The sequence below is a fragment of the Nocardia goodfellowii genome (genome assembly GCF_017875645.1).
Taxonomy (GTDB): domain Bacteria; phylum Actinomycetota; class Actinomycetes; order Mycobacteriales; family Mycobacteriaceae; genus Nocardia; species Nocardia goodfellowii.
In genome coordinates, this window is sequence record NZ_JAGGMR010000001.1 from 1717837 (window position 1) to 1739038 (window position 21202).

22 protein-coding genes are annotated in these 21202 nt (G+C 68.2%); 11 read left to right on the forward strand and 11 right to left on the reverse strand.

Features of this window, described 5'->3' with window-relative positions:
* Nucleotides 1–5: 5 nt before the first annotated feature.
* Together BJ987_RS07400 and fgd are read right to left on the reverse strand one after the other, a co-directional pair.
* Nucleotides 6–299, reverse strand: a complete 294-nt coding sequence (locus tag BJ987_RS07400) for a hypothetical protein (protein WP_209885980.1) — start codon at nucleotides 297–299, stop codon at nucleotides 6–8.
* Between the two features lie 164 nt (nucleotides 300–463).
* The gene (gene fgd, locus BJ987_RS07405) at nucleotides 464–1474 is read right to left on the reverse strand and encodes a glucose-6-phosphate dehydrogenase (coenzyme-F420) (RefSeq protein WP_209885983.1); all 1011 of its coding nucleotides are present in this window, start codon (nucleotides 1472–1474) and stop codon (nucleotides 464–466) included.
* Between the two features lie 127 nt (nucleotides 1475–1601).
* Here fgd and BJ987_RS07410 point away from each other — a divergent pair, with 127 nt between their 5' ends.
* A complete protein-coding gene (locus tag BJ987_RS07410; RefSeq protein ID WP_245366648.1) occupies nucleotides 1602–2357 on the forward strand; it encodes an HAD-IIA family hydrolase in 756 nt (251 codons plus the stop codon).
* Here BJ987_RS07410 and BJ987_RS07415 read toward each other — a convergent pair.
* Genes BJ987_RS07415 through BJ987_RS07430 form a run of 4 tightly spaced genes read right to left on the reverse strand, consistent with a single transcriptional unit; the run spans nucleotide 2354 to nucleotide 4915 of the window.
* Entirely contained in the window at nucleotides 2354–2800 is a 447-nt protein-coding gene (locus BJ987_RS07415) for a MarR family winged helix-turn-helix transcriptional regulator (protein ID WP_209897987.1), read from the reverse strand. The genes BJ987_RS07410 and BJ987_RS07415 overlap by 4 nt on opposite strands.
* Nucleotides 2800–3435 carry a type 1 glutamine amidotransferase family protein gene (locus tag BJ987_RS07420; protein ID WP_209885989.1) on the reverse strand — a complete coding sequence of 212 codons (636 nt, stop codon included), beginning with the start codon at nucleotides 3433–3435 and terminating at the stop codon, nucleotides 2800–2802. Before BJ987_RS07420 ends, BJ987_RS07415 begins: the two co-directional genes overlap by 1 nt.
* Before the next feature lie 36 nt (nucleotides 3436–3471).
* Entirely contained in the window at nucleotides 3472–4356 is an 885-nt protein-coding gene (locus BJ987_RS07425; protein ID WP_245365859.1) for a DUF2268 domain-containing putative Zn-dependent protease, read from the reverse strand.
* Between the two features lie 52 nt (nucleotides 4357–4408).
* Nucleotides 4409–4915 (reverse strand): nitroreductase/quinone reductase family protein, encoded by a 507-nt coding sequence (locus BJ987_RS07430; RefSeq protein WP_209885993.1) that lies wholly within the window; start codon nucleotides 4913–4915, stop codon nucleotides 4409–4411.
* A gap of 95 nt (nucleotides 4916–5010) precedes the next feature.
* On the opposite strand from BJ987_RS07430, the gene pta reads away from it, so the two are divergent.
* Both pta and BJ987_RS07440 read left to right on the forward strand, forming a co-directional pair.
* On the forward strand, nucleotides 5011–7086 hold the full coding sequence (gene pta / locus BJ987_RS07435) for a phosphate acetyltransferase (RefSeq protein ID WP_209885997.1): 2076 nt from the start codon (nucleotides 5011–5013) through the stop codon (nucleotides 7084–7086).
* 20 nt (nucleotides 7087–7106) lie between these two features.
* Nucleotides 7107–8312: an acetate kinase gene (locus BJ987_RS07440; protein ID WP_209886000.1), complete on the forward strand. Its 1206-nt coding sequence runs from the start codon at nucleotides 7107–7109 to the stop codon at nucleotides 8310–8312.
* Nucleotides 8313–8574: 262 nt separating this feature from the next.
* Here BJ987_RS07440 and BJ987_RS07445 read toward each other — a convergent pair whose 3' ends face one another.
* The 3 genes from BJ987_RS07445 to BJ987_RS07455 are packed head-to-tail and all read right to left on the reverse strand — an operon-like array spanning nucleotide 8575 to nucleotide 13215.
* On the reverse strand, nucleotides 8575–10932 hold the full coding sequence (locus BJ987_RS07445) for a serine/threonine-protein kinase PknG (RefSeq protein ID WP_245365860.1): 2358 nt from the start codon (nucleotides 10930–10932) through the stop codon (nucleotides 8575–8577).
* Nucleotides 10933–10936: 4 nt separating this feature from the next.
* Nucleotides 10937–11905, reverse strand: coding sequence for a glutamate ABC transporter substrate-binding protein (locus tag BJ987_RS07450; protein ID WP_209886003.1), 969 nt, complete (start codon nucleotides 11903–11905; stop codon nucleotides 10937–10939).
* Nucleotides 11902–13215, reverse strand: coding sequence for a GlnX family signal transduction membrane protein (locus tag BJ987_RS07455; protein ID WP_307869528.1), 1314 nt, complete (start codon nucleotides 13213–13215; stop codon nucleotides 11902–11904). Before BJ987_RS07455 ends, BJ987_RS07450 begins: the two co-directional genes overlap by 4 nt.
* A 152-nt stretch (nucleotides 13216–13367) precedes the next feature.
* Here BJ987_RS07455 and BJ987_RS07460 point away from each other — a divergent pair, with 152 nt between their 5' ends.
* Together BJ987_RS07460 and BJ987_RS07465 are read left to right on the forward strand one after the other, a co-directional pair.
* Nucleotides 13368–14069 (forward strand): NUDIX hydrolase, encoded by a 702-nt coding sequence (locus BJ987_RS07460; RefSeq protein ID WP_209886009.1) that lies wholly within the window; start codon nucleotides 13368–13370, stop codon nucleotides 14067–14069.
* A gap of 122 nt (nucleotides 14070–14191) precedes the next feature.
* Nucleotides 14192–14809, forward strand: coding sequence for a DUF8020 domain-containing protein (locus tag BJ987_RS07465; RefSeq protein ID WP_209886012.1), 618 nt, complete (start codon nucleotides 14192–14194; stop codon nucleotides 14807–14809).
* Nucleotides 14810–14867: 58 nt separating this feature from the next.
* Here BJ987_RS07465 and thiE read toward each other — a convergent pair whose 3' ends face one another.
* Nucleotides 14868–15566, reverse strand: a complete 699-nt coding sequence (thiE, locus tag BJ987_RS07470) for a thiamine phosphate synthase (RefSeq protein ID WP_209886016.1) — start codon at nucleotides 15564–15566, stop codon at nucleotides 14868–14870.
* 343 nt (nucleotides 15567–15909) lie between these two features.
* On the opposite strand from thiE, the gene thiO reads away from it, so the two are divergent.
* The 6 genes from thiO (at nucleotide 15910) to BJ987_RS07500 (ending at nucleotide 20992) form a co-directional block, all read left to right on the forward strand.
* Complete coding sequence (thiO, locus tag BJ987_RS07475) at nucleotides 15910–17004, forward strand: glycine oxidase ThiO (protein WP_209886019.1); 1095 nt, start codon at nucleotides 15910–15912, stop codon at nucleotides 17002–17004.
* Nucleotides 17001–17219 carry a sulfur carrier protein ThiS gene (gene thiS, locus BJ987_RS07480; RefSeq protein ID WP_209886021.1) on the forward strand — a complete coding sequence of 73 codons (219 nt, stop codon included), beginning with the start codon at nucleotides 17001–17003 and terminating at the stop codon, nucleotides 17217–17219. Before thiO ends, thiS begins: the two co-directional genes overlap by 4 nt.
* 1 nt (nucleotide 17220) lies before the next feature.
* On the forward strand, nucleotides 17221–17973 hold the full coding sequence (locus tag BJ987_RS07485) for a thiazole synthase (RefSeq protein ID WP_245365861.1): 753 nt from the start codon (nucleotides 17221–17223) through the stop codon (nucleotides 17971–17973).
* 93 nt (nucleotides 17974–18066) lie between these two features.
* A complete protein-coding gene (locus BJ987_RS07490; RefSeq protein WP_209886029.1) occupies nucleotides 18067–18999 on the forward strand; it encodes an ABC transporter ATP-binding protein in 933 nt (310 codons plus the stop codon).
* A complete protein-coding gene (locus BJ987_RS07495; RefSeq protein ID WP_209886033.1) occupies nucleotides 18999–19775 on the forward strand; it encodes an ABC transporter permease in 777 nt (258 codons plus the stop codon). The genes BJ987_RS07490 and BJ987_RS07495 overlap by 1 nt, the downstream gene beginning before the upstream one ends.
* 293 nt (nucleotides 19776–20068) lie before the next feature.
* Entirely contained in the window at nucleotides 20069–20992 is a 924-nt protein-coding gene (locus BJ987_RS07500; protein ID WP_372446847.1) for an adenylate/guanylate cyclase domain-containing protein, read from the forward strand.
* Here the strand turns inward: BJ987_RS07500 and BJ987_RS07505 are convergent.
* On the reverse strand, nucleotides 20989–21147 hold the full coding sequence (locus BJ987_RS07505) for a CG2302 family histidine operon protein (protein WP_209886036.1): 159 nt from the start codon (nucleotides 21145–21147) through the stop codon (nucleotides 20989–20991). The two genes, BJ987_RS07500 and BJ987_RS07505, sit on opposite strands and share 4 nt — an antisense overlap.
* Nucleotides 21148–21202 lie beyond the last annotated feature (55 nt).

Here is a 21202-nt window from a genome sequence, read left to right on the forward strand (position 1 = left end):
GTCGGCTACGGCCGCGGCGGAAGTCGCCGCAGAATCTCGTCCATCTTGGTGTCGACGTGCGCGAAGCCGTCATCGACCTTGGTGTTCAACCCCCCGACGGTGGTGTTCAGCCTCGCGTGGGAGTTACTCAACTCCTCGTGCTTCAGCGCGAGATTCGTGATGGCTTCTTGAACTTGATCGAGCTTTGTGTCCAGCTTGAACAGCTTGCCGCCGATCATGGTCAGTGTTGCGGAATCTCGTGCGCCTTGGATTTCCATCTGAGCCTCCAGGGTTGCTACTCGGTCTTCGAGATCGGCCATGGTGTCGAGATTCCTTCCACTGATCGTACAAGCGCGGACAAGGCCCCGAGGGCGTTCGGTTCTTCGCCAAGCTTGGCCGTGGCCGGAGCGGAAAACACCCCCCGATCCACCAAATGTGGATAACTCGGGGGGTGTGGATAACTTCACTTTGGGGCTGTGAAGTCCTAGCCCAGTGCGCGCAGGCGGGGAGCTAGGTCGCGCTGGAACAGGTCCAGGAAGCGGCGCTGGTCGTGGCCGGGGGCGTGGAAGACCAGGTGGTTCAGGCCCGCGTCCAGGTAGGGCTTGATCAGGTCGACGGCTTGGTCGGGGTCGCTGGCGACGATCCAGCGCTTGGCGATCTGCTCGATGGGCAGGGCGTCGGCGGCGGTCTCCATTTCGATCGGGTCGGTGATGGAGTGCTTCTGCTCCGGGGTGAGGGAGAGGGGAGCCCAGAAACGCGTGTTCTCCAGTGCCAGTTCGGGATCGGTGTCGTAGGAGATCTTGATCTCGATCATCCGGTCGATGTCCTCGACGGTGCGGCCGGCCTTGGCGGCGCCCTCGGCGACGGCGGGCATCAGCTTCTCGGTGTAGAGCTCCATGCCCTTGCCCGAGGTGCAGATGAAGCCGTCGCCCGCGCGGCCCGCGTACCGGGCGACCAGCGGGCCGCCGGCGGCGACGTAGATCGGGATGCCGCCCTTGGGCACGTCGTAGATGGAGGCGCCGACGGTCTTGTAGTACTGACCCTCGAAGTCGGTGCGGTCACCGCTCCACAGCGCGCGCATCAGGTCGACGGCCTCGCGCAGGCGGCCGAACCGCTCCTTGAACTCCGGCCACTCACCGGTGTAACCGGTGGCGATCTCGTTCAGCGCCTCGCCGGTGCCGACGCCGAGCATGATCCGGTCCGGGTACAGACAGCCCATGGTGGCGAAGGCCTGGGCGATGACCGCGGGGTTGTACCGGAAGGTCGGGGTGAGCACCGAGGTGCCGAGCTGGATGCGCTTGGTGCGTTCCCCGACCGCCGCCATCCAGGCCAGCGAGAACGGCGCGTGCCCGCCCTTGTGCCGCCACGGTTGGAAGTGGTCGCTGACGGTGGCGCTGTCGAGGCCGTGCTCCTCGGCGAGCACCGCGATTTCTACCAGTTCGCGCGGCCCGAACTGTTCGGCCGACGCTTTGTATCCGAGCTTCAGATCACCCATTGCTCCGACGATAGTCAGCCGAGGCCGCTCGTGTGCGGAGGGTCTCGACGACGCGCATTCCGCGGGATTAGCCGATAATTGACTCGTGACCCCAGACAACGAACCGATTCTGTCCTACCTCACCGATATGGATGGGGTGCTGGTACACGAGGATCAGTTGATCCCCGGCGCCGACGAGTTCCTGGCCGAACTGCGCGCGAACAACACGCCGTTCCTGGTGCTCACCAACAATTCCATCCGCACCCCGCGTGACCTGCAGGCTCGGCTGCGCCAGACCGGCCTCGACATTCCCGAGGAAGCGATCTGGACCTCGGCGCTGGCCACCGCCACCTTCCTCAACGATCAGCGCCCGAACGGCACCGCCTACGTGGTCGGCGAATCTGGCCTGACCACGGCGTTGCACGAGATCGGCTACGTGCTCACCGACAGCGATCCGGATTACGTGGTGCTCGGCGAAACCCGCACCTACTCCTTCGAGGCGATAACCACCGCGATCCGGCTGGTGGAGAAGGGCGCTCGATTCATCGCGACCAACCCCGACGCCACCGGTCCGTCCCGGGACGGACTGCTGCCCGCGACGGGTTCGGTGGCGGCGCTGATCACCCGCGCGACCGGTAAGGACCCGTATTACGTCGGTAAACCGAATCCGTTGATGATGCGGTCGGCGCTGCGGCGGATCGGCGCGCATTCGCAGTCGACGGTGATGATCGGCGACCGGATGGACACCGATGTCATCTCCGGGCTGGAGGCGGGTATGCGCACGATTCTGGTGACCACGGGTATTTCGACCCGGGCTTCGGTGGAGGGCTTTCCTTACCGGCCGACCACGGTGGTGGATTCGGTAGCGGATCTGGTCGGCCGGACCGACAAACCGTTCAGCTAGGGCTTGTCCGCCAGTTTGTCGAGGACGTCCGCGAGCCTGGCCAGCGCCTCGACCGTGCGCGCGAACTCCGCGTAGCCCAGCTCGCCGACCAGCCGGTCCGCGAGTACGGCGTGGCGCGGGTTGATGCGCTCGACCGCGGCCCGGCCCGCGGCGGTGATGTCGACCAGCTTGGCGCGCCGGTGCGCCGGGTTCGGACGGTATTCGGCAAGTCCCTTGTCCACCAGCAGATCCGCGACGCGCTGCACACTCTGCCGAGTAATGCCCATCGCACGCGCGATGCCCGACACCGGCAGTGGCTCGCGCAGTACCGCGCCGAGCACCTGCCACCAGGCCGCGGTCAGCCCGGCGGGCGCGGCCAATTCCTCTGCGATGGCCAGGAATTGGCCGTTGAGGCGAAAGGACGTGATCGCCGCCGTACTGAAGAGCTCCTGCTCCGGGGTCATCATGCCTGGGTTTTCGCCTGTTCGTACGCGTCGAGTTCGGCGTAGGCGGCGGGGTCGCTGTGCGCGAAGAGCCGATACCAGGCGTCGAGGATGTGCGGTTCGTAGATGCCCAGCACGCCGAGCACCTCGCGGGCGAACTCGAACGGCGCGGTACCAGAGGCGGTGACCACGTCGCCGTCTGTCACCGCAGGTTGCTCGACATAGTGGCCGGCGCCTGAATACCCGCTGTAGACAAGGAATTCCGCGACGTTGCTGGTGTGCTTGCGGCTGTCGAGCAAGCCCTCCTTGGCGAGGCCGAAGGTGGCGCCGCAGATCGCCGCGACCGGTACCCCCGATTCGACGAACTCGCGCGCCTTGCGTGCGAAGGGAACCAACTCCTCGCTCATCCAGGTGTCGGCACCCGGGAGGATGAGCATGGCGCTCTCGGCGGGCGTCAGATCGGCCAGCGCGCGGTCGGGCACGATCCGCATGCCGCCCTTGGTGGTGATCGGATCGGTGGTCAGGCCGACCGTGCGTACCTCGAAGGTTCCCGGGGCACTCTGCCATTCCGGATTGTTGATGTGCGCGGTGGCGGCGCCGATCTCCCAGTCGGCGAGGGTGTCGTAAACGGCGGCGTGGACTGTCTTCGTGGTCATGACAGTATCCTGTCATATTTGACAGAATACTGTCAATCACTGATTCCGCAGTGCCATCCTGATGACCTCGGCGCTGTCGGCGTGCAGAGCCTGGGCGGCCGTCCGGCCCGACGCCGCCAGGTACGCGTCGACCAGCCGGTTCCCCGCGGCGTAACCCGCCCCGGTCGGCAATCCCACCGGGGTCGCGCCGTAGCGCTGGGCGCTGGCATCGCCGTGCACCCAGGCGGTGAAGTTCTGCATGCCGGTAACGTCCAGGCCGGTAACGACTTTGGCGAAGACCGCGTCATCGTGCAGCACGGGCACGCCGATCCGGGCGTATCCGAGTTCGTCGCCGTAGAGCTGCCGGGCGAACGCGTCGGCCAGTCCCTCGGACACCACGTGCTCGCCCACGGTCACCGTCGCCGGGTTCCACACCACTCCACCCGGGCTGTAGCGCAGATTGTGGTTGAGCTCGTGCACGGCGCCGGCCGCCAACCGTTCCACGTTCTCCGCGAACGGCCACAGCGTGAGCAGGATGAAGCCGGGCATGCTGCCGTTGCCGGTCATGCCGAGACAGGGACCCATGAAATGCGCGTCGCCCGGATCGCCGAGCACGAACAGCACGGTGATGTCGGGGACATGGATGTCCGGGGTCGCGGCGAGTTGCACGTCCAGCGCGTCGTCGAGGGCGCGCTGGATCCGGGTCCAGGCGTCGGCCGCGGCCAGCGTCTCCAGCGCGTCGAGGCAGCGCTGCTCGTCGCGGTCGAGCGGAAAGCCGGAGCCCATGTGGTGCAGGGCGACCAGGTCCACCTCGCCGGGGAAATAGCGGTACATGTCCTTGACGGGCTCGAGCATCGAGCGCAGCAGTTCGGCCCGATCCGCGACCGGTGCGCGCAGGATTCGCCGCATGTCCGAATAGGTGTCGAGAACGGTGATGGTCATGCCTCGACCCTAGGAATTGACGCTACGTCAAGGTCAATCCCGACGCAGTGCGCTAGGCCCGGCGCAGGGAGAATATGCGCAGGTCACGACTGGTGCGGTCGCGATAGGCGGCGTAGGCGCCGGTGACCTCGACGAAGCGGGCGAACACGCGCTCCTGGTCGGCTTGGGGGACGAGCGTGGCGGTCACCGGGATGCGCTCGCCCGCGATCGCGACGGTGGCCGCCGGGTCGGCCAGCAGATTGGCGGTCCAGGCCGGGTGCTTCGCCTGGCCGAAGTTGCTGCCGATGACATAGAGGACATCGCCGTCGTGCACGTACAGCAAGGGCTGGGTGCGCGGCTGACCGGATTTCCGGCCGATGGTGGTGAGCAGGATGACGGGTGCGCCGATCGGGCCGAGCACGGTGTACTTCGCGTTCGTGCGCGCCAGAACGGCGCGGTCCAACGGCGTGATTGTGCGGATGAACCAGGACCCGGGTCTGGTCGCGGCAAACCGATTCGCGGCTCGCGAAAGAACATTCGTGCGCGAACCCCATTGCCGGTCCGGGAACTCCTCCACCATGGGGGCGACTATATCGGCCTGGGCGGGTTATCCCATTCGGTGATGACTGTCTCGCCAACGGCTGCAATTGCCGCCGATTCACTAAGCTTCTGATCATGGCCGATAAAGACCCGTCCACCGTGTACATCGCCTCGCCGGAGGGCGACACCGGTAAGTCGACGGTGGCCTTGGGCGTGCTGCAGATGCTGTGCGCCACCACTGCCCGGGTCGGCGTCTTCCGGCCGATCACCCGTTCCACCACCGAGCCGGATTACATCCTGGAGTTGCTGCTCGAGCACAGCACCGCCGATATCGATTACGAGCAGGCCGTGGGCGTCACCTACGAGCAGGTGCACGCCGATCCGGATGCCGCGATCAGCGAGATCGTGATGCGCTTCCACGAGGTAGCCAAGGTGTGTGACGCGGTCGTGGTGGTCGGCACCGACTACACCGACGTGGCCAGCCCCAGCGAGCTGCGGTTCAACGCCCGGATCGCGGTGAACCTCGGCGCGCCGGTGCTGCTGGTGGTGCGCGGCGCCGAGCGCACGCCGGACGAGGTGCGCCAGCTCGCGGAGCTGTGCGCCAGCGAATTGGCCACCGAGCACGCGCAATTGGCGGCGATCGTCGCCAACCGCTGCGAGCCGGATCAGCTCGCCGAGATCGCCACGGTGCTGCAGGTTTTCAGCAATGTGCCGTCGTGGACCTTGCCGGAGGTGCCGCTGCTCATCGCCCCGACCATGGCGGAACTGTGCACCGCGATCGACGGCGAGATGTACAGCGGTGATCCGGAATTGCTGCAGCGTGAGGCGCTGTCGGTGATGGTCGGCGGCATGACGGCCGAACACATTCTGGAGCGGCTCACCGACGGTGTCGTGGTGATCGCCCCCGGCGACCGCTCCGAAGTTTTGCTGAGTCTGGTGAATGCCCATGAGGCGGAGGGTTTTCCGTCGCTGGCGGGCATCATCATGAACGGCGCTATGTTGCCGCATCCGGCGGTGGCCCGATTGATGGCGGGCCTGAAGCCCCGGCTGCCGATCCTCACCACCGAGCTGGGCACCTACGACACCGCCAACGCGGTGCACCACACCCGGGGCCGGATGGCGGCGGGCAATCCGCGCAAGGTCGACACCGCGCTGGCGCTGATGGAGGACCATGTCGACGCGCCGGAATTGTTGCGGCGCATCAGGGTTCAGCGCACCACGGTGGTCACCCCGCAGATGTTCGAGTACCAGCTGATCGAGCAGGCGCGCGGCAACCGCAAGCGCATCGTGCTGCCTGAGGGCACCGACGACCGCATCCTGCGCGCGGCCGGCCGGGTATTGCAGCGCAAGATCGCCGATCTGGTCATTCTCGGCGACGAGACGAGCATCCGGGCCCGCGCCACCGAACTCGGCGTCGACATCGGTGACGCGCAGGTGCTGGATCCGCGCACCTCCGGATATCTGGAGGAGTTCGCGGCCGAGTACACCGAGCTGCGCAAGCACAAGGGCATGACGATCGAGCGGGCCCGGGAAACCATGGCGGACATCTCCTATTTCGGCACCATGATGGTCTACAAGGGCATTGCCGACGGCATGGTCTCGGGCGCCGCGCACACTACGGCGCACACCATCCGCCCGTCCTTCGAGATCATCAAGACGGTGCCCGGCGTAGCCACCGTGTCGAGCGTCTTCCTGATGTGCCTGTCCGACCGGGTGCTGGCCTACGGCGACTGCGCGGTGGTCCCGGATCCGAGTTCCGAGCAACTCGCCGATATCGCGATCTCCTCGGCGCGCACCGCGGCCCAGTTCGGTATCGACCCGCGCATCGCCATGCTGTCCTACTCCACCGGCGAATCGGGCAGCGGCGCCGACGTGGACAAGGTGCGCGTGGCCACCAAGCTGGTGCGCGAGCGCGAACCGGATTTGCTGGTGGAAGGGCCGATTCAATACGACGCCGCGATCGAGCCGACGGTCGCCGATACCAAGCTCCCGGATTCCGAGGTGGCCGGGCGGGCCACGGTTTTCGTCTTCCCCGACCTCAATACCGGCAACAACACCTATAAAGCGGTGCAGCGCAGCGCCGGTGCCATCGCGATCGGTCCGGTGCTGCAGGGCCTGCGCAAGCCGGTCAACGATCTGTCCCGCGGCGCGCTGGTCGCCGACATCGTGAACACCGTCGCCATTACCGCGATCCAGGCGCAGGGGCAGTGACCATCGACGCAGGAGGCATAATGTCCGGCCAGGCGAAAGATCTTGTGCTGGTACTCAATTCGGGGTCATCCTCGATCAAATACCAACTGGTGGACCCGAGCTCGGGTGCCGTGGCCGCCGCCGGCCTGGTCGAGCGGATCGGGGAGGCCGACGGCGCGATCGAGCACAAGGCCGGTGACCAGGTCGTCGAGCACCACGGGCCGATCGCCGATCACAAGGCCGGGCTGCAACTGGTCTTCGAGAAGTTCGCCGAGACCGGCTTCGACCTGGCCGGCGCCGGGCTGTGCGCGGTCGGGCATCGGGTGGTGCACGGTGGTGAGGTTTTCTACCGGCCGACGCTGATCACCGATGAGGTGGTCGCCGCCATCGCCGCCCTTTCCGAGCTCGCGCCCCTGCACAATCCGGCGAACGTCACCGGCATCGAGAGCACCCGTGAACTTCTGCCCGATGTGCCGCAGGTCGCCGTGTTCGACACCGCGTTCTTCCACGGCCTGCCCGATGCCGCCAAGACCTACGCCATCGATGCGGAAGTCGCGGCGAAGTACGGCATCCGGCGCTACGGCTTCCACGGCACCTCGCACGAGTACGTCTCCGGCCGGGTGGCCGAGGTGCTCGGCCGGGATCCGGCCGAGGTGAATCAGATCGTGTTCCATCTGGGCAACGGTGCCTCGGCCTCGGCGGTGCGGGGCGGCCGGCCGATCGACACCACCATGGGCCTGACCCCGCTCGAAGGCCTCGTCATGGGTACCCGCGGCGGTGATATCGACCCGGGCATCCTGCTGCATCTGATGCGTTCGGCGCAGCTCGACGTCGACGGCGTCGACAAGTTGCTGAACCGCGACTCCGGGATCAAGGGGCTGTCCGGGGTCAACGATTTCCGGGAGCTACAGCGTCTGATCGACAGTGGCGCCAGGGCTGCTCGACTGGCCTACGACGTCTACATCCATCGGCTGCGCCGCTACCTCGGCGCGTATCTCGTCGGGTTGGGGCGGGTCGACGCCATCACTTTCACCGCTGGCGTGGGGGAGAACAGTCCGCAGGTGCGCGCCGACGCACTGGCCGGGCTGGAGCACTTCGGTATTCGGGTCGACCCAGGCCGCAATACCGCCGAAAATCGTGCCGCCAGGCGTATTTCGCCGGACGGTGCGGAGGTCGCGGTGCTGGTGGTGCCCACCAACGAGGAGCTGGCCATCGCCCGCGCCGCGCACGGTCTGGTCGTCTCCTAGGACGCATTCCCAGGAGACTCCAAGGAAACCTCACGGATTCCTCATGATTCGCACGGCATTATCAATGGCGGATCGAGTTCGCCCGGCACCGCCGGAATTCGCACCGACCACCGCACTCCTCGGGATGCCGCTTCCCTCGCCGCGCCCCGACGCCGCCCCGGCTGCCCCCGGTGCGGCAGCGGTGGCCGGTGACCCGCGGTGCCGACTGCAAACGACCCGGTCCGCGCCCGGCCGGAGCCTTCCCCGGCCGGGCTTTAACTTGTCAGAACCAGGATTTGGCGCGAATCGTATTGGCCAGGTCGACCAGGGCGTAGCGATGGCCGCGCCCCGGCGCGGAACGGGCCAGCGTGCGCAGGCCCGCCTCGGTGCCGTCGCGCAGATCGCGTTCGGTGAACGGTGCGCCGAACAGGGTGGCGTCGGGCAGTCTCGGGCGGTTGCCCGCCTGCAACCAGGCCAGGGCCGCACCGAGGACCATGACTCGCAGCTGTACCGCACGGCGTTCGCCGGTCGGCACGGCTTGCACCCGGGAGGCCGCGATATGCAGGGTGTCCTCGTCCAACTCGGCGACGGGTGCGGCGGTGAGCAGCAGGACCACTGCGGTCATCCGGGCGGTGGTGTAACCCCGTGAGGTGGCGGGGACTTCGTCGAGGGCACGTACCGCCTCCTCGACCCGCCCCGCTTCGGCCAGCTGCCGGGCCAGGCCGAACGCGGCGCTGATCACCGCGCGATCGGTGCGCCACACCGTGGCGTACATCCGTTCGGCGTAGGCGCGCCACTGCTCCGGCTCGGTCGAATCCCAATGGTGCAGTACCAGTTCCGCGGTGGCGGCGAGCGCGAGTTTCGGCGCGATCTCGCCGGGCAGCTGCCGCAGTACCGCGTCGAAGTGCCCGAAAGCCTGCTCGTAGTTCTGTTCCACCAGCTCGGTGCGCCCGAGATACCAGTCGACGCGCCAGTCCCCGGGCGGCAGTTGACGAAGCAGGTGCCGCACCGCGGCCGATTCGCCGAGATCGAGCCGGGCTCGGGCCTCGGCCAGCGTCAGCTCCAATCCCACTGTCTCCGGCGCGTTTCCGGGATCGCCGGTGGCCCGCTCGCGCGCCTCCTGCAAAGACTCCAGTGCTTGGCGCGGGTCGGGCTGCATGGCCGCGGCGAGCAGCGGAGCCGACGGGTCGGCGGGGTCGATCACCGGAATAGGCAGGGCCGCCGCGATATCGCGCGCCTGCAGCAGCTTGCTGCGACCGATGCCGTCGGCGTAGGCGTCGGTCTGACTGAGTACCTCCTCGGTGCCGAAACTGGCACGCTGTGGACTGAACACTGTGGACAACTGGGGATGTTCCACGCCCGTGTCCAACGCCAGGATTTCCCGCAGCACCCCGGCCAACTGCGCGTACATGGCGCGGGCAGACGGAAAACGGAGTGCCGGATCGGGTTCGGTGGCGCACAGCAGCAGCCGGTGGAAGAACTCGTAGCGTGCCAGCACCGGATGGTCGGCGGGATCCGGGATGCCCTCGGCGTAGCGCCCCTGCTCCATCGGCATGTTCAGGGTGAGCACGGCCAGGGTACGCCCGACGGTATAGATGTCCGAGGCCACCGTCGGGCCGGTCTTGGCGATCTCGGGGGCTTGGAATCCCCTGGTGCCGTACAGGTTTCCGTACGCCTCGATGGTGGCGACGGCACCGAGGTCGATCAGTTTCACCTGGTCCTCGGTGATCATGATGTTGTCGGGCTTCAGGTCGTTGTAGGTGAGCCCGATGGAATGCAGATATTCCAGGGCGGGAAGCACTTCCAGCACATAGGCGATGGCCTCGGCGACCGGCATCCGCTCCGGACGCAGATAGGAGTCGAGGATGGTGCGCAGCGAGCGTCCGCCCACGTACTCCATCACGATGTAGCCGATCGGGTCGCCGTCCGGTCCCGGATGTTCGACGAAGTTGTGAATCTTGACGATGCTGGGATGCGCTACCTCGGCGAGGAATTGGCGTTCGGCGACGGCCACCGCCTGCGCCTCCGCGTCCCCCGCGTGCAGCAGGCCCTTGAGCACCACCCAGCGGTCGCTGACATTGCGGTCGATGGCGAGGTAGATCCAGCCGAGGCCGCCGTGCGCCAGACACCCCTGGATCTCGTACTGGTTGGAGACCATATCGCCGGGATGCAGCGAGGGCCGGAAATCGTAAGGGGCGTCGCAGGTTTCACAGACACCCGTGGTACTGGCCGCGCGTACCCCGGTGGCCCGGCCGACCGGATTACCGCAGCGCCAGCAGAACCGTTTCGCCTCGGCGACAACGGGATCGGTGAGTACGGCCGCGAGCGGGTCGGCGGGCGGCACGTTCGGGATCGGCACCAGGCCCGCGCCGAGTCGCCGGACCGCCGGTCGCGATCGCGCCGTGCGCACGCTGCGCCCCGAGGTCCGATGCGCCGCACCGGAACTCGCACCGGAGTCGGGACGGCTGCCGGTGTCGGCGAGCGCGGCGGCCATGGTGCCGGGTAGCTCGGGTTCCGGCGGGGTCAGCGGCACCGCGACAGTCGGGTCGAATTCCTCGTTCTGCTCCGGTTTCCGGGGCGGGGTCCAGAACCCGGCGTAGATCGGCTGGGTGCTTTCGTGGTCGGACTCGTCGGCGTTCATCGGCTCAGTCCTGATAACTCGGGGCCGGCGGGCCGGGTGAGGGGCCGAGCCCGGTGAGCCATCGGTGGTAGAGCCGCTCCCAGGTGCCGTCGCCGCGGACCCGGTCCAGGGTGCCGTTCACGAAGCGCACCAAATCCTCTGCGCCCTTGGGTATTCCGATGCCGTAGGGCTCGACGCTGATGCTCGCGCCGACCACCTCGGTGTAGGGATCCTGCGCGGCCAGCCCGGCCAGGATCGAATCGTCGGTGCTGACCGCGTCCACCTGCCGCTGTTGCAGCACGACCAGGCAGTCGGCCCAGGTGGGCACGGAAAGAATGGTGGCGGCGGGCTGTTCGCGGCGGATGCGATCCAGCGAGGTGGTGCCGGTGACCACGCACACCCGCTTGCCCGCCAGGTCGGACAGGCCGGTGATGCCGGAGTTCTTCATCGTCAGCACCCGCTGATTGGCCCGCAGGTAGGTGGTGGAGAAGTCGACCTTCTGCCGGCGCTCGCAAGTGATCGTCATGGTTTTGACCACCAGGTCGACGGTGTGGTCCTGCAGTGCCCGCTCCCGATCGGCGGAACTGAGGGTGCGGAATTCGATGAGCTCGGGGCTGCCGAGCAGATCCTTGGCGACCTCGCGGGCGATATCGGCGTCGAAACCGACGACGTTGCCGGTGAGCGGATCGCGGAAGCTGAAAAGGTTACTGCCGGTGTCCAATCCGACGACCAGCCGCCCGCGTGCGCGAATCTTGTCCACGGTCGCGCCGCGGCCGCCGTCCGGTCGCAGACTGGCGGTGGGGTCACCGCAGTTCTGGCCGTTCTCCGGTGCGACGGGCGTATCGGTCTGCACCGGAACGGCTTTGGCGGGCAGCGGCGGTTCGCCGAAGTCGCTGGTCCGGCTGGGCGGGCTGGTGTCGGCATCGCTGACGCAGCCGCTGAGCAGCGCGGTGGCCGACAGCAGGGCGGCGAGCAGGGCGCAGCGGGTTCTCATCGGTACTCCCGTAGTCGGGGCCACAGGCCCAGTCCCACCGAGACGGCCGCGGCGATGCCCAGCGCCATCGCGCCGGGCGCGAGGAAGTCGAGCACCCGGGCGGCCTGGGAGATATTGCCGCGCAACGCGCTACGGGTCCGGTCCAGACCCTGCTGCAGGGCGCGGTCGAGCGCTTCGACCTGGGCGGCGGCGTCCGCGGCGCCCGGCCCGGTGGCCACCACGGCGGCTCCGGTGAAGTCACCGCGATCCAGGGTCTCGTTCATGCGCTGGTGGGCCGCGCGCCAACGATCCAGTGCGGCACGGGCTTCCGCGAGGTGGTCGGCGGCGGGCGCGTCCTTCGGGTAACCGGCGAGCAATTCGGTCATGCGGGTCATACCGGTGTTGTAGGTGCGGTCGTAGTCGCCGGTCGCGTCGCGGTTGACCAGCTTCAGGGTTTCGGCGGCCCTGGCCTGCTGGGCCAGGATCCGGGTTTCGGTGAGCCGGGCGGCGGGCAGCGCGCCTTCGTCCCGGCCCTGGATCACCGCCGCGGCGGAAATGGAACCGGCGGCGACGGTCCAGGCCAGCAGGATCAGCACCGACCCGCTGGCCAGCAGCAGGCCCGCGTTCAAGGTGCGCCGCCAGCGCCGCGCCAGATCCCGCTGCGCCCAGCCCAGCGCGCCCAGCGTCACGATCAGCAGCGCGATGGCCGCCCACGGCGGCCGCACGTGCCGGCTTTGCGCCGCGTCGACCGCGTCGGAGCGGTGGCCCTGGAGTTCCTGTGCCATCGGCAGCAGTGTGGTCTGCATCTGGTTCGACGCTTCGCTCAAATATGCCGCGCCGACCGGGTATCCGATGCGGTTGTTGGTGCGCGCGGTCTCGATCAACCCGCTGTAGATCGGCAGTCCCGTCGCGATGCCGGTGCGCAGCCGATGATCGGGGGAGGAGTGGCCGACGGCTTGCCCGGACTGGGTGACCAGTTCCGCGGCGGCCTCGCCCACGGCCTGCGAATACCGGTCGCGCACCGCCTCCGGTTCGAGCCCGCCCGCGATGAACGCCGTCGCCGCCGCGGCGTCGGCGATCGAGAGCGAGGTGTAGAGCCGGTGCGCGGAATGCGCGTCCGGTTCGGTGTCGTCGAGCAGGATGTCCAGGGCGTGCTGGCGGTCGCTGACCGTGCCCGCGGTGACCCACCCCGCCGCCAGGCACAGCGCGATCAGCAGCAGACCGAACGCGATGAGCCGGCCCGGCGAGGATTGCGCGAACGACCGCACATTGGCCGGGTCGAGCTGTTCGCGGACCTTGGCGACGGGGACACCGCGAAGCTGTCTACGCACGGACAACTGCTCCGTCCGAGCCATCTCCACCTCCGGGTCCGCGCTTCCCTGTGCGGCTGCGTCGCAGTTTATTGTGGGCTTACCGGTGCCGTGGATGTGAAACACCCCTGGAAAGCCAGTCTGCACCCACGGCGGGACGAGGATGGTTGGCAATGCGTGGTGACGGAGACGGGTGGGCCAAAGACCCCAGCGGCGTTCGGCACTGGGGCCGTTTCGGCGCGGCCGGGCTGCTGCTGCGGGCCCCGCTGCCCGGTGGCGGTTCGGCGGTGCTGCTGCAGCATCGCGCGCCGTGGAGCCATCAGGGCGGCACCTGGGCGCTGCCCGGCGGCGCCCGCGACAGTCACGAGACCCCGGTGCACGCCGCGGTCCGCGAGGCGTGGGAGGAAGCGGGCATCAACCCCGCCGACGTGCGGGTGCGCAGCGAACGCGTGACCACGTCGGCGGTCAGCGGCTGGACCTACACCACGGTCGTCGCCGACGCCGTCATGACCTTGCCGACCAGCCGGAACAAGGAGAGCACCGCCCTGGCGTGGGTGCCGGAGGCCGAGGTCGACGCGCACCCGCTGCACCCCGCGTTCGCCCTGGCCTGGCCTGGTCTGCGGGCCGCTCCCGCCCGCGTCTGCCTCGACGAGCTGCCCGACAGCGATGACGCCCGCCAGGTCGCGGCCGCCCTGCCGCGCACGGTCGACCTGGCCGAGCAAGGTTTCTACTGGCTGCACGCCGAACCGGACGGGCCGGGCGCGCACGCGCGCATCGTCGACGCCGCGGTTCCCGCGACCGCCCGGGACGAGGCGCAAGCCGAGCATTTGGCGAACGCCGTCCTGGCGCTCACCCGGGGTCAACTACTGACGTAGGCATCAATCAGCAAATATTGCGGTGGGATGACAACGGACCCCTTGTGTGGCAATGCTTTTCGCGCCGTTTTAGGTTGTTCGCGGCGCGCTCATCAGGGGCGTGCAGCGAAGGGGATTCAAGAATGAAGTTCGGGAAGATCACGGCTGCCGTTTTTATGGCGATCACCGCGGTGGGGATTACGGCGGCGACGGCCAACGGGCAGCCGGGGGTGGCCACGGAAGCGCCGGCGGTAACCGCACCGGGGAACGCGACCGCGGGCGTTGTGCAGGGAATCAACTACCGCACAACGGTTTCCCCGGCTGAGAAGCTGATCACCATGGCCCTGGACAAGGGGCGGTTCGAACTCGCGGCCGACGGTGCGTCCGTGCTGCTGAAGGCCGACGACGGCGCGACGGTGGACCAGGTGCCGCTGCGTTCCGAGCTGGCGGGGCGGCCGATCGCGGTCGCGCAGGAGATCGGCGTCGACGGCCGCAGCCTGAAACTGACCGCGTCCATGACGCCGGAGGACACCGCGCAACTCGGTGACGTGGCGCGGTTGAAGGACATCAGCTCCTACGACCGGCTCATGGAGCAGGTCGAGAAGAACAAGACCGGCATGATCATCGGCGGCGTCATCGGAGCGTTCTTCCCGTTCCTGTGGCTGGTCACCATCCCGGCCGGCGTGCTGATCGGCGGGTACGTCACCGGCGGTCAGGAGTTCCTCGACGCGGTGATCGCGTTCGCCACCGGCCGGCCGTGATCCGCGGCAGCTGACACCAAAGGTGTGCGGGCTTCGAGCCCGCACACCTTTTTTGTGTTCACGCGTTGGTGAGCAGCGCCGCTTTCAGTTCACGGGCGGCGGCTTCGGGGTCGCGGGCATCGGTGATGGCACGCACGACGACGATCCGGTCGGCGCCCGCTGCCAGCAATTCCGGGATGCGCGTCGCATCGATGCCGCCGATCGCGAACCACGGCCGGGTCGGATGCGCGTCGGCGGTGGAGCGGATCAGGTCGATGCTGGACGGGGTGCGCCCCGGCTTGGTCGGGGTCGCCCACACCGGGCCGGTGCAGAAGTAGTCGATGTGCTCGTCGATCGCGGCCAGTCCGGCCTGCGCCCGGTTGTGTGTGGACCGCCCGATCACCACGTCGGGGCCGAGGATCCGGCGCGCGTACCAGGGCGGCAGGTCGCCCTGGCCCAGGTGCAGGACGTCGGCTCCGGCGGCCAACGCGATATCGGCGCGATCGTTCACCGCGAACAGCGCGCCGTGCCGGCGGGCGGCGGCCTTCAGTTCGGCCAGCGCGCCGAGCTCGGCCTTGGCCTCGAGCGGCCCGTACTTCGCCTCACCCGGCGAACCCTTGTCCCGGAGCTGGATGATGTCGACTCCGCCCGCCAGCGCCGCGTCCGCGAACTTGGCCAGATCCCCTTTTTCCCGGCGTGCGTCGGTGCACAGATACAGCCGTGCCGTAGCGAGCCGTTCCCTGGGGGAAAGTGATCTTTTCTGCTGGGAGGGTTGCACGACTCCGACGGTAGCCGCGCTACCGTTGGTATGCGAACGGGTGGGGGTTGAAAAAGGCGAGGAAAGCGGTGAACGGTATGCGGGGTCGGCGACAGGACGCCTCCAAGTGGTTCGCACCCGCCCTCGGTGATTGTGGATGGCGACGGGATGCCGCCGGGTTGTCTGCACCTGCCCCCGATGGGTGTGGGTGGCGACAGGTTGCCACCGGATCGTCCGCACCGACCTTCGGTGATTGTGGATGGCGTCAGGATTCCGCCGAGTTGTCTGCACTCACCCCTGATGGGCGTGGGCGGCGACAGGCCACCGAGTTGGCCGCACCGGACTTGCGTGATCGCGGATGGCGATGAGCACGCTGGGTGTTGTCGGGGGTGGTGCTGTCGGGTTGGGGGTGGCTTGGCGGGCGGCTGAGGCGGGGTGGTCGGTCACTCTGTTCGATCCGGCGATCGGTTCCGGGGCTTCCTGGGTGGCGGGCGGCATGCTGGCACCGTTGTCCGAGGGCTGGCCCGGGGAGGAGCGGGTGCTGGAATTCGGCGCGGCGTCCTTGGCGCGCTGGCCGGAATTCGCGGCCCGGCTGGAGCAGCTGTCCGGTGTGGCGGTTTTCGTCGCCGACGAGACGCTGACCGTCGCGCTCGATGCCGCCGATGCCGCCGACCTGCGCACTATCGCCGCCTGGGTCGGGGGCCACGGTCACGACCTCCAGGTGTTGGACCGCGCCGGGGTGCGCGCGCTGGAACCCGCACTGGCCCGCACGGTGCGTGCCGGTCTGCTCGCCACCGCGGAACCCGCTGTGGACAACCGCCGGTTACTCGACGGACTGCGGAAAGCCTGCGTCGCCGCCGGGGTCCAGGTTCGTGCCGAAGCCGTGGCGGATCTGGATCGGCTCGACGCCGATCAGGTCGTGCTGGCCGCCGGGGCTGCCTCGGCCGGGCTCAGACCCGACCTGCCGGTCCGTCCGGTCAAAGGGGAGATCTTGCGTTTGCGGCACCGGCCGGGCGCGACGCCCGCACCGCGCCGGGTGATCCGCGCCCGGGTGCACGGCCGGGCGGTCTACCTGGTCCCGCGCGATGACGGAATCGTCGTCGGCGCAACACAATACGAGGCCGGTTTCGACACCACCGTCACTGTCGGCGGTGTCCGTGACCTGATCGCCGACGCCGAGGCGATCCTGCCCGGCATCGCCGAATACGAACTGGCCGAGGCGATCGCGGGTTCGCGCCCCGGCACCCCGGACAATCTGCCGCTGATCGGCAGGCTCACCGACCGGATCGTGGTCGCCACCGGCCACGGCCGCAACGGCATGCTCACCACCCCGCTCACCGTCGACGCGGTGCTGGGCGAGCTCGCCGGTTCTCCGCTGCCGGACGCGCGATCCGCTGATCCGCGGCGCTTCACGACGCCCACCGCGTCTGTCTCGTCATCTCTAGGAGGAATTCGATGACCGCCACCTCGGTCCCGATCGGCGTCACCGTGAACGGGCAGGACCACGAGTTCGCCGAAACGCTCACGGTGCGTGAGCTTTTGCGGCGGCTCGAGCTGCCGTGTCAGGGTGTCGCCCTGGCTGTCGACGGTGCTGTCTTCCCGAAATCGCGCTGGGACGAGCCGGTCGGGCGCGGCTGGAATATCGAGGTGCTCACGGCGGTGCAAGGTGGCTGACATGGCACCCTTACGCATTGCGGACCGCGAGTTCGGCTCCCGTCTGATCATGGGCACCGGTGGCGCGGAAAGCCTTTCGGTGCTCGAGGAAGCGCTGCGGGCCTCCGGCACCGAACTGACCACGGTCGCCATGCGCCGGGTGGACGCGGCGGGCGGCACGGGCGTGCTGGACTTGCTGAAGCGCCTGGACATCATGCCGCTGCCGAACACCGCGGGTTGCCGCACCGCCGCGGAGGCCGTGCTCACCGCGCAGCTGGCCCGCGAGGCCCTCGACACCAACTGGGTGAAACTGGAAGTGGTCTTCGACGAGCGCACCCTGCTCCCGGATCCGCTCGAATTGCTGGCCGCCGCAGAGCAATTGGTCGACGACGGTTTCACCGTGCTGCCCTACACGAACGACGACCCGGTCCTCGCGCGCCGGTTGGAGGACGCGGGCTGCGTCGCGGTGATGCCGCTGGGTTCGCCGATCGGCACCGGGCTGGGCATCGGCAATCCGCACAATATCGAGATGATCGTGGCCGCGGCGGGCGTGCCCGTCATCCTGGACGCGGGTATCGGCACCGCCAGCGACGCCGCCCTGGCCATGGAGCTCGGCTGTTCGGCCGTGTTGCTCGCCACCGCGGTGACCCGCGCCCAGCAGCCGGCGCTGATGGCGGCCGCCATGGCCGACGCCGTGCGCGCCGGATACGGGGCCCGGCACGCGGGCCGGATCCCGAAGCGGTTCTGGGCTCAGGCTTCTTCCCCATCCCGATAACCGCACCTCCGGGTATTTCTCATCCTCGAGGATGAGGCGACTCGGCACCTTGTGCTGACGCATCCGCGCCGTTTTTACGGAATGCTGAGCGGCATGATCGAACTGAGGGGCCTGACCAAACACTATGGCCAGACCGTCGCGGTTCAGGATCTCTCGTTCACCGTCCAGCCAGGACAGGTGACCGGCTTCCTCGGACCCAACGGCGCTGGTAAATCCACCACCATGCGGATGATCTTGGGCTTGGACCAGCCCACCGCGGGCACGGCGCTGATCAACGGCAAGCCGTATCACGAACTGCGGTCACCGCTGTGTGAAGTCGGCGCACTGCTGGACGCGAAATGGGTGCATCCGAACCGTTCGGCGCGTTCACATCTGCGCTGGATGGCGGCGACCAACAACATTCCGGCGTCCCGGGTCGACGACGTGCTGAAGCTGGTCGGCCTGTCCGAGGTCGCGGGCAAGGCCGCGGGCGGTTTCTCGCTCGGTATGTCGCAGCGGCTCGGCCTGGCCGGCGCGCTGCTCGGCGATCCGCAGGTACTGCTGTTCGACGAGCCGGTCAACGGTCTCGATCCGGAGGGCATCCTGTGGATCCGCCGCTTCATGCAGCGCCTGGCCGCCGAGGGTCGCACCGTGCTGGTGTCGAGCCATCTGCTCTCGGAAATGGCGCAGACCGCCGAGCATCTGGTGGTGATCGGCCGCGGCCGGCTCATCTCCGATTCCAGTACCAAGGAATTCATCGAAAAGGCGTCGGAATCGACGGTGCGCGTGCGCAGTCCGCAACTGGATCAGCTGCGCAGTCTGCTGACCTCCAACGGGATGACGGTGCGCGAGGACGGTTCGGACGCGGTGATCGCGGTCGATGTCACCAGTGACGCGGTCGGAAAGCTGGCCGCCGCCAACGAGATCACGCTCTACGAGTTGTCGCCGCAGCGGGCTTCGCTGGAGGAGGCGTTCATGCGGATGACCGGCGGTGCGGTGGAATACCACGCCACCGGCTTGGACGAAGTGATGGGAGGTGCGCTCTGATGGGCGTGTTGACAGCGGAACGCATCAAACTCACCTCGACCCGGTCGCCGTGGTGGTGCACGGCGATCATCATCGCGCTCGGCTTGGGCCTGCCCGTGCTGTTCACCCTGATCACCAATGCCACCTTCGGCACCGAGAACAGCGGCGACGCGCCGGGCTTGAATCCGGCCATGGCTTCCAGCGGTATCGCCGGATTCGGCGTGATGGTGCTGATGATCATGGCGGCGCTCGCGGTGACCAACGAATACCGCTTCGGGATCATCCGGACCACGTTCCAGGCCACCCCGCATCGCGCTCGGGTGATCAGCACCAAGGCCGGGTTGCTCGCGGTCTACGGCGCGGTGCTCACCGGCGTGCTGGTGGCGCTGGCCTATGTGCTGGTCAAGGTGCTGGCTCGGGCCGAACTGGCGCCGAATCTCGAGCTTTCCGGCGTGGATTCGTGGCGGCCGCTGTTCGGCGTGCCGATCTACGGCTTCCTGTGTGTGGTGCTCGCGGTGGCCATCGGCGTGCTGGTGCGTCAGTCGGCGGCGGCGATCTCGCTGCTGATCCTGTGGCCGTTGCTGATCGAGGGCCTGTTCGGCGCGATCCCGTGGGTCGCCAAGAATGTGACGCCGTTCCTGCCGTTCGCGAACGCGAATCACTTCCTCGGCTCGGGTGGTGAAACCGCCGTCAGTCACTTCCACTGGGGTCCGTGGGGTGGGCTGCTGTACTTCGCCGCGTTCGTCGCGATCGTTTTCGGGGCGGCGCTGTACACGGTGAACAAGCGCGACGCCTGACAAAGACCACCCGGGTAGCCTCCCTCGCCACTCGGGTAGGGGCCGCGACCTTGTCGGGAGGTCCGCGTGCCCCGATCGCATCTCCTGCCACTGCCCGGCGGGACGGTGTGACAACTATGGCCCGGTGCGGGATTCGTCCCCACCGGGCCGTGGTGTGTCCGGCGTCGGCAGTAATCTCGATCACAGCAATTTGTGAGTTATCTGTCGGGGCCCGATGGGGTGGTCCGCCGCCCGTTCCCGGGGCGAGTACAAGTAATCCGCCGATGGCAGATCTCCTGAGCTACGCTCGGGGCGTGAGGGATACACCTTCCGGCGGTACCGAACCCGTGCCGGAGCCGGAGGCCGATGGGGGAGTTCCGCCTGAAGTCGTCATACCGCTCGAGCCGTCCGATGCGCCGAAGCCGCCCCGCCGCGGCGGGCCGGCCTTCCGCCGTGCGCAGTTCTCCACGCTGATGACCACCGCGAACCAGCGCCCCGACTTCATCGGGATGCTGCGTAAAGCCCGCGAGCAGTTGCCCGGCGATCCGGCTTTCGGTGACCCGCTGTCGGTTTCGGGTCCCGGCGGCCCGCGCGCGGTGGCTCGCGCCGCGGACAAACTGGTCGGCGATACGCCCAGCGCGGCCCGCGAGATCGGCTTCGGCGCACTGCAGGTCTGGCAGGCCATGCTGGAGCGGGTAGGCCGGGGGAAGGGTAACGCCGAAGTAACTGTGATGTTCACCGATCTGGTCGCGTTCTCCCGCTGGTCGCTCTCGGCGGGCGACGAGGCCACCTTGGAGCTGCTGCGCGGTGTCGCCAAGGCGATCGAGCCGCCGATCGCCGACCGGGGCGGTCAGGTGGTCAAACGCATGGGTGACGGCGTGATGGCCGTGTTCACCTCGGCCGATCGCGCTGTCCGGGCGGCCGTGCAAGCCAAGCGCAATCTGGAGCACGTGAGCGTGCAGGGCTATCGCCCGCAGATGCGGATCGGTTTGCACACCGGTTCGCCGCGGGAGATCGGCGGCGACTGGCTGGGTGTGGATGTCACGATCGCGGCGCGGGTGATGGAGGCTGGCGGCAACGGCAACACCATGCTGTCGGAGGCGACACTGCAGTCGCTGGCGCCGGAGACGCTGGCGGAACTGGGCTTCACGGTGAAGCCGTATCGCCGCAGTTTTTTCGCGGCCCCGCTCAGCGGTGTGCCCGAAGACCTGCGTATCTACCGTTTGTTCGAGAGTTAACCGAGGGCCCAGGCGATCGCGCCGCCTGCCGCGAGCACGGCGCATACCGCCAGTGCGATGGCCAGGGGCCGGGTGGTTTTCCACAGCGAGTAGGCCCCGCCGGCCAGGAACCCGGACAGGGCGAGCAGCAGAATCACGGAGACGTCGGTCGACATTGTGCTGATTCTGCCGGGTTCGTCCGACTTGCCCCGCGCAGGGGTGGCCCGGGGA

Bases quoted from the DNA above. Each gene is read 5' to 3' on its own strand.
- BJ987_RS07400 (WP_209885980.1), bottom strand. From the start codon at position 299: ATGGCCGATCTCGAAGACCGAGTAGCAACCCTGGAGGCTCAGATGGAA.
- fgd (WP_209885983.1), bottom strand. From the start codon at position 1,474: ATGGGTGATCTGAAGCTCGGATACAAAGCGTCGGCCGAACAGTTCGGG.
- BJ987_RS07410 (WP_245366648.1), top strand. From the start codon at position 1,602: ATGGATGGGGTGCTGGTACACGAGGATCAGTTGATCCCCGGCGCCGAC.
- BJ987_RS07415 (WP_209897987.1), bottom strand. From the start codon at position 2,800: ATGACCCCGGAGCAGGAGCTCTTCAGTACGGCGGCGATCACGTCCTTT.
- BJ987_RS07420 (WP_209885989.1), bottom strand. From the start codon at position 3,435: ATGACCACGAAGACAGTCCACGCCGCCGTTTACGACACCCTCGCCGAC.
- BJ987_RS07425 (WP_245365859.1), bottom strand. From the start codon at position 4,356: ATGACCATCACCGTTCTCGACACCTATTCGGACATGCGGCGAATCCTG.
- BJ987_RS07430 (WP_209885993.1), bottom strand. From the start codon at position 4,915: ATGGTGGAGGAGTTCCCGGACCGGCAATGGGGTTCGCGCACGAATGTT.
- pta (WP_209885997.1), top strand. From the start codon at position 5,011: ATGGCCGATAAAGACCCGTCCACCGTGTACATCGCCTCGCCGGAGGGC.
- BJ987_RS07440 (WP_209886000.1), top strand. From the start codon at position 7,107: ATGTCCGGCCAGGCGAAAGATCTTGTGCTGGTACTCAATTCGGGGTCA.
- BJ987_RS07445 (WP_245365860.1), bottom strand. From the start codon at position 10,932: ATGAACGCCGACGAGTCCGACCACGAAAGCACCCAGCCGATCTACGCC.
- BJ987_RS07450 (WP_209886003.1), bottom strand. From the start codon at position 11,905: ATGAGAACCCGCTGCGCCCTGCTCGCCGCCCTGCTGTCGGCCACCGCG.
- BJ987_RS07460 (WP_209886009.1), top strand. From the start codon at position 13,368: ATGCGTGGTGACGGAGACGGGTGGGCCAAAGACCCCAGCGGCGTTCGG.
- BJ987_RS07465 (WP_209886012.1), top strand. From the start codon at position 14,192: ATGAAGTTCGGGAAGATCACGGCTGCCGTTTTTATGGCGATCACCGCG.
- thiO (WP_209886019.1), top strand. From the start codon at position 15,910: ATGAGCACGCTGGGTGTTGTCGGGGGTGGTGCTGTCGGGTTGGGGGTG.
- thiS (WP_209886021.1), top strand. From the start codon at position 17,001: ATGACCGCCACCTCGGTCCCGATCGGCGTCACCGTGAACGGGCAGGAC.
- BJ987_RS07485 (WP_245365861.1), top strand. From the start codon at position 17,221: ATGGCACCCTTACGCATTGCGGACCGCGAGTTCGGCTCCCGTCTGATC.
- BJ987_RS07490 (WP_209886029.1), top strand. From the start codon at position 18,067: ATGATCGAACTGAGGGGCCTGACCAAACACTATGGCCAGACCGTCGCG.
- BJ987_RS07495 (WP_209886033.1), top strand. From the start codon at position 18,999: ATGGGCGTGTTGACAGCGGAACGCATCAAACTCACCTCGACCCGGTCG.
- BJ987_RS07505 (WP_209886036.1), bottom strand. From the start codon at position 21,147: ATGTCGACCGACGTCTCCGTGATTCTGCTGCTCGCCCTGTCCGGGTTC.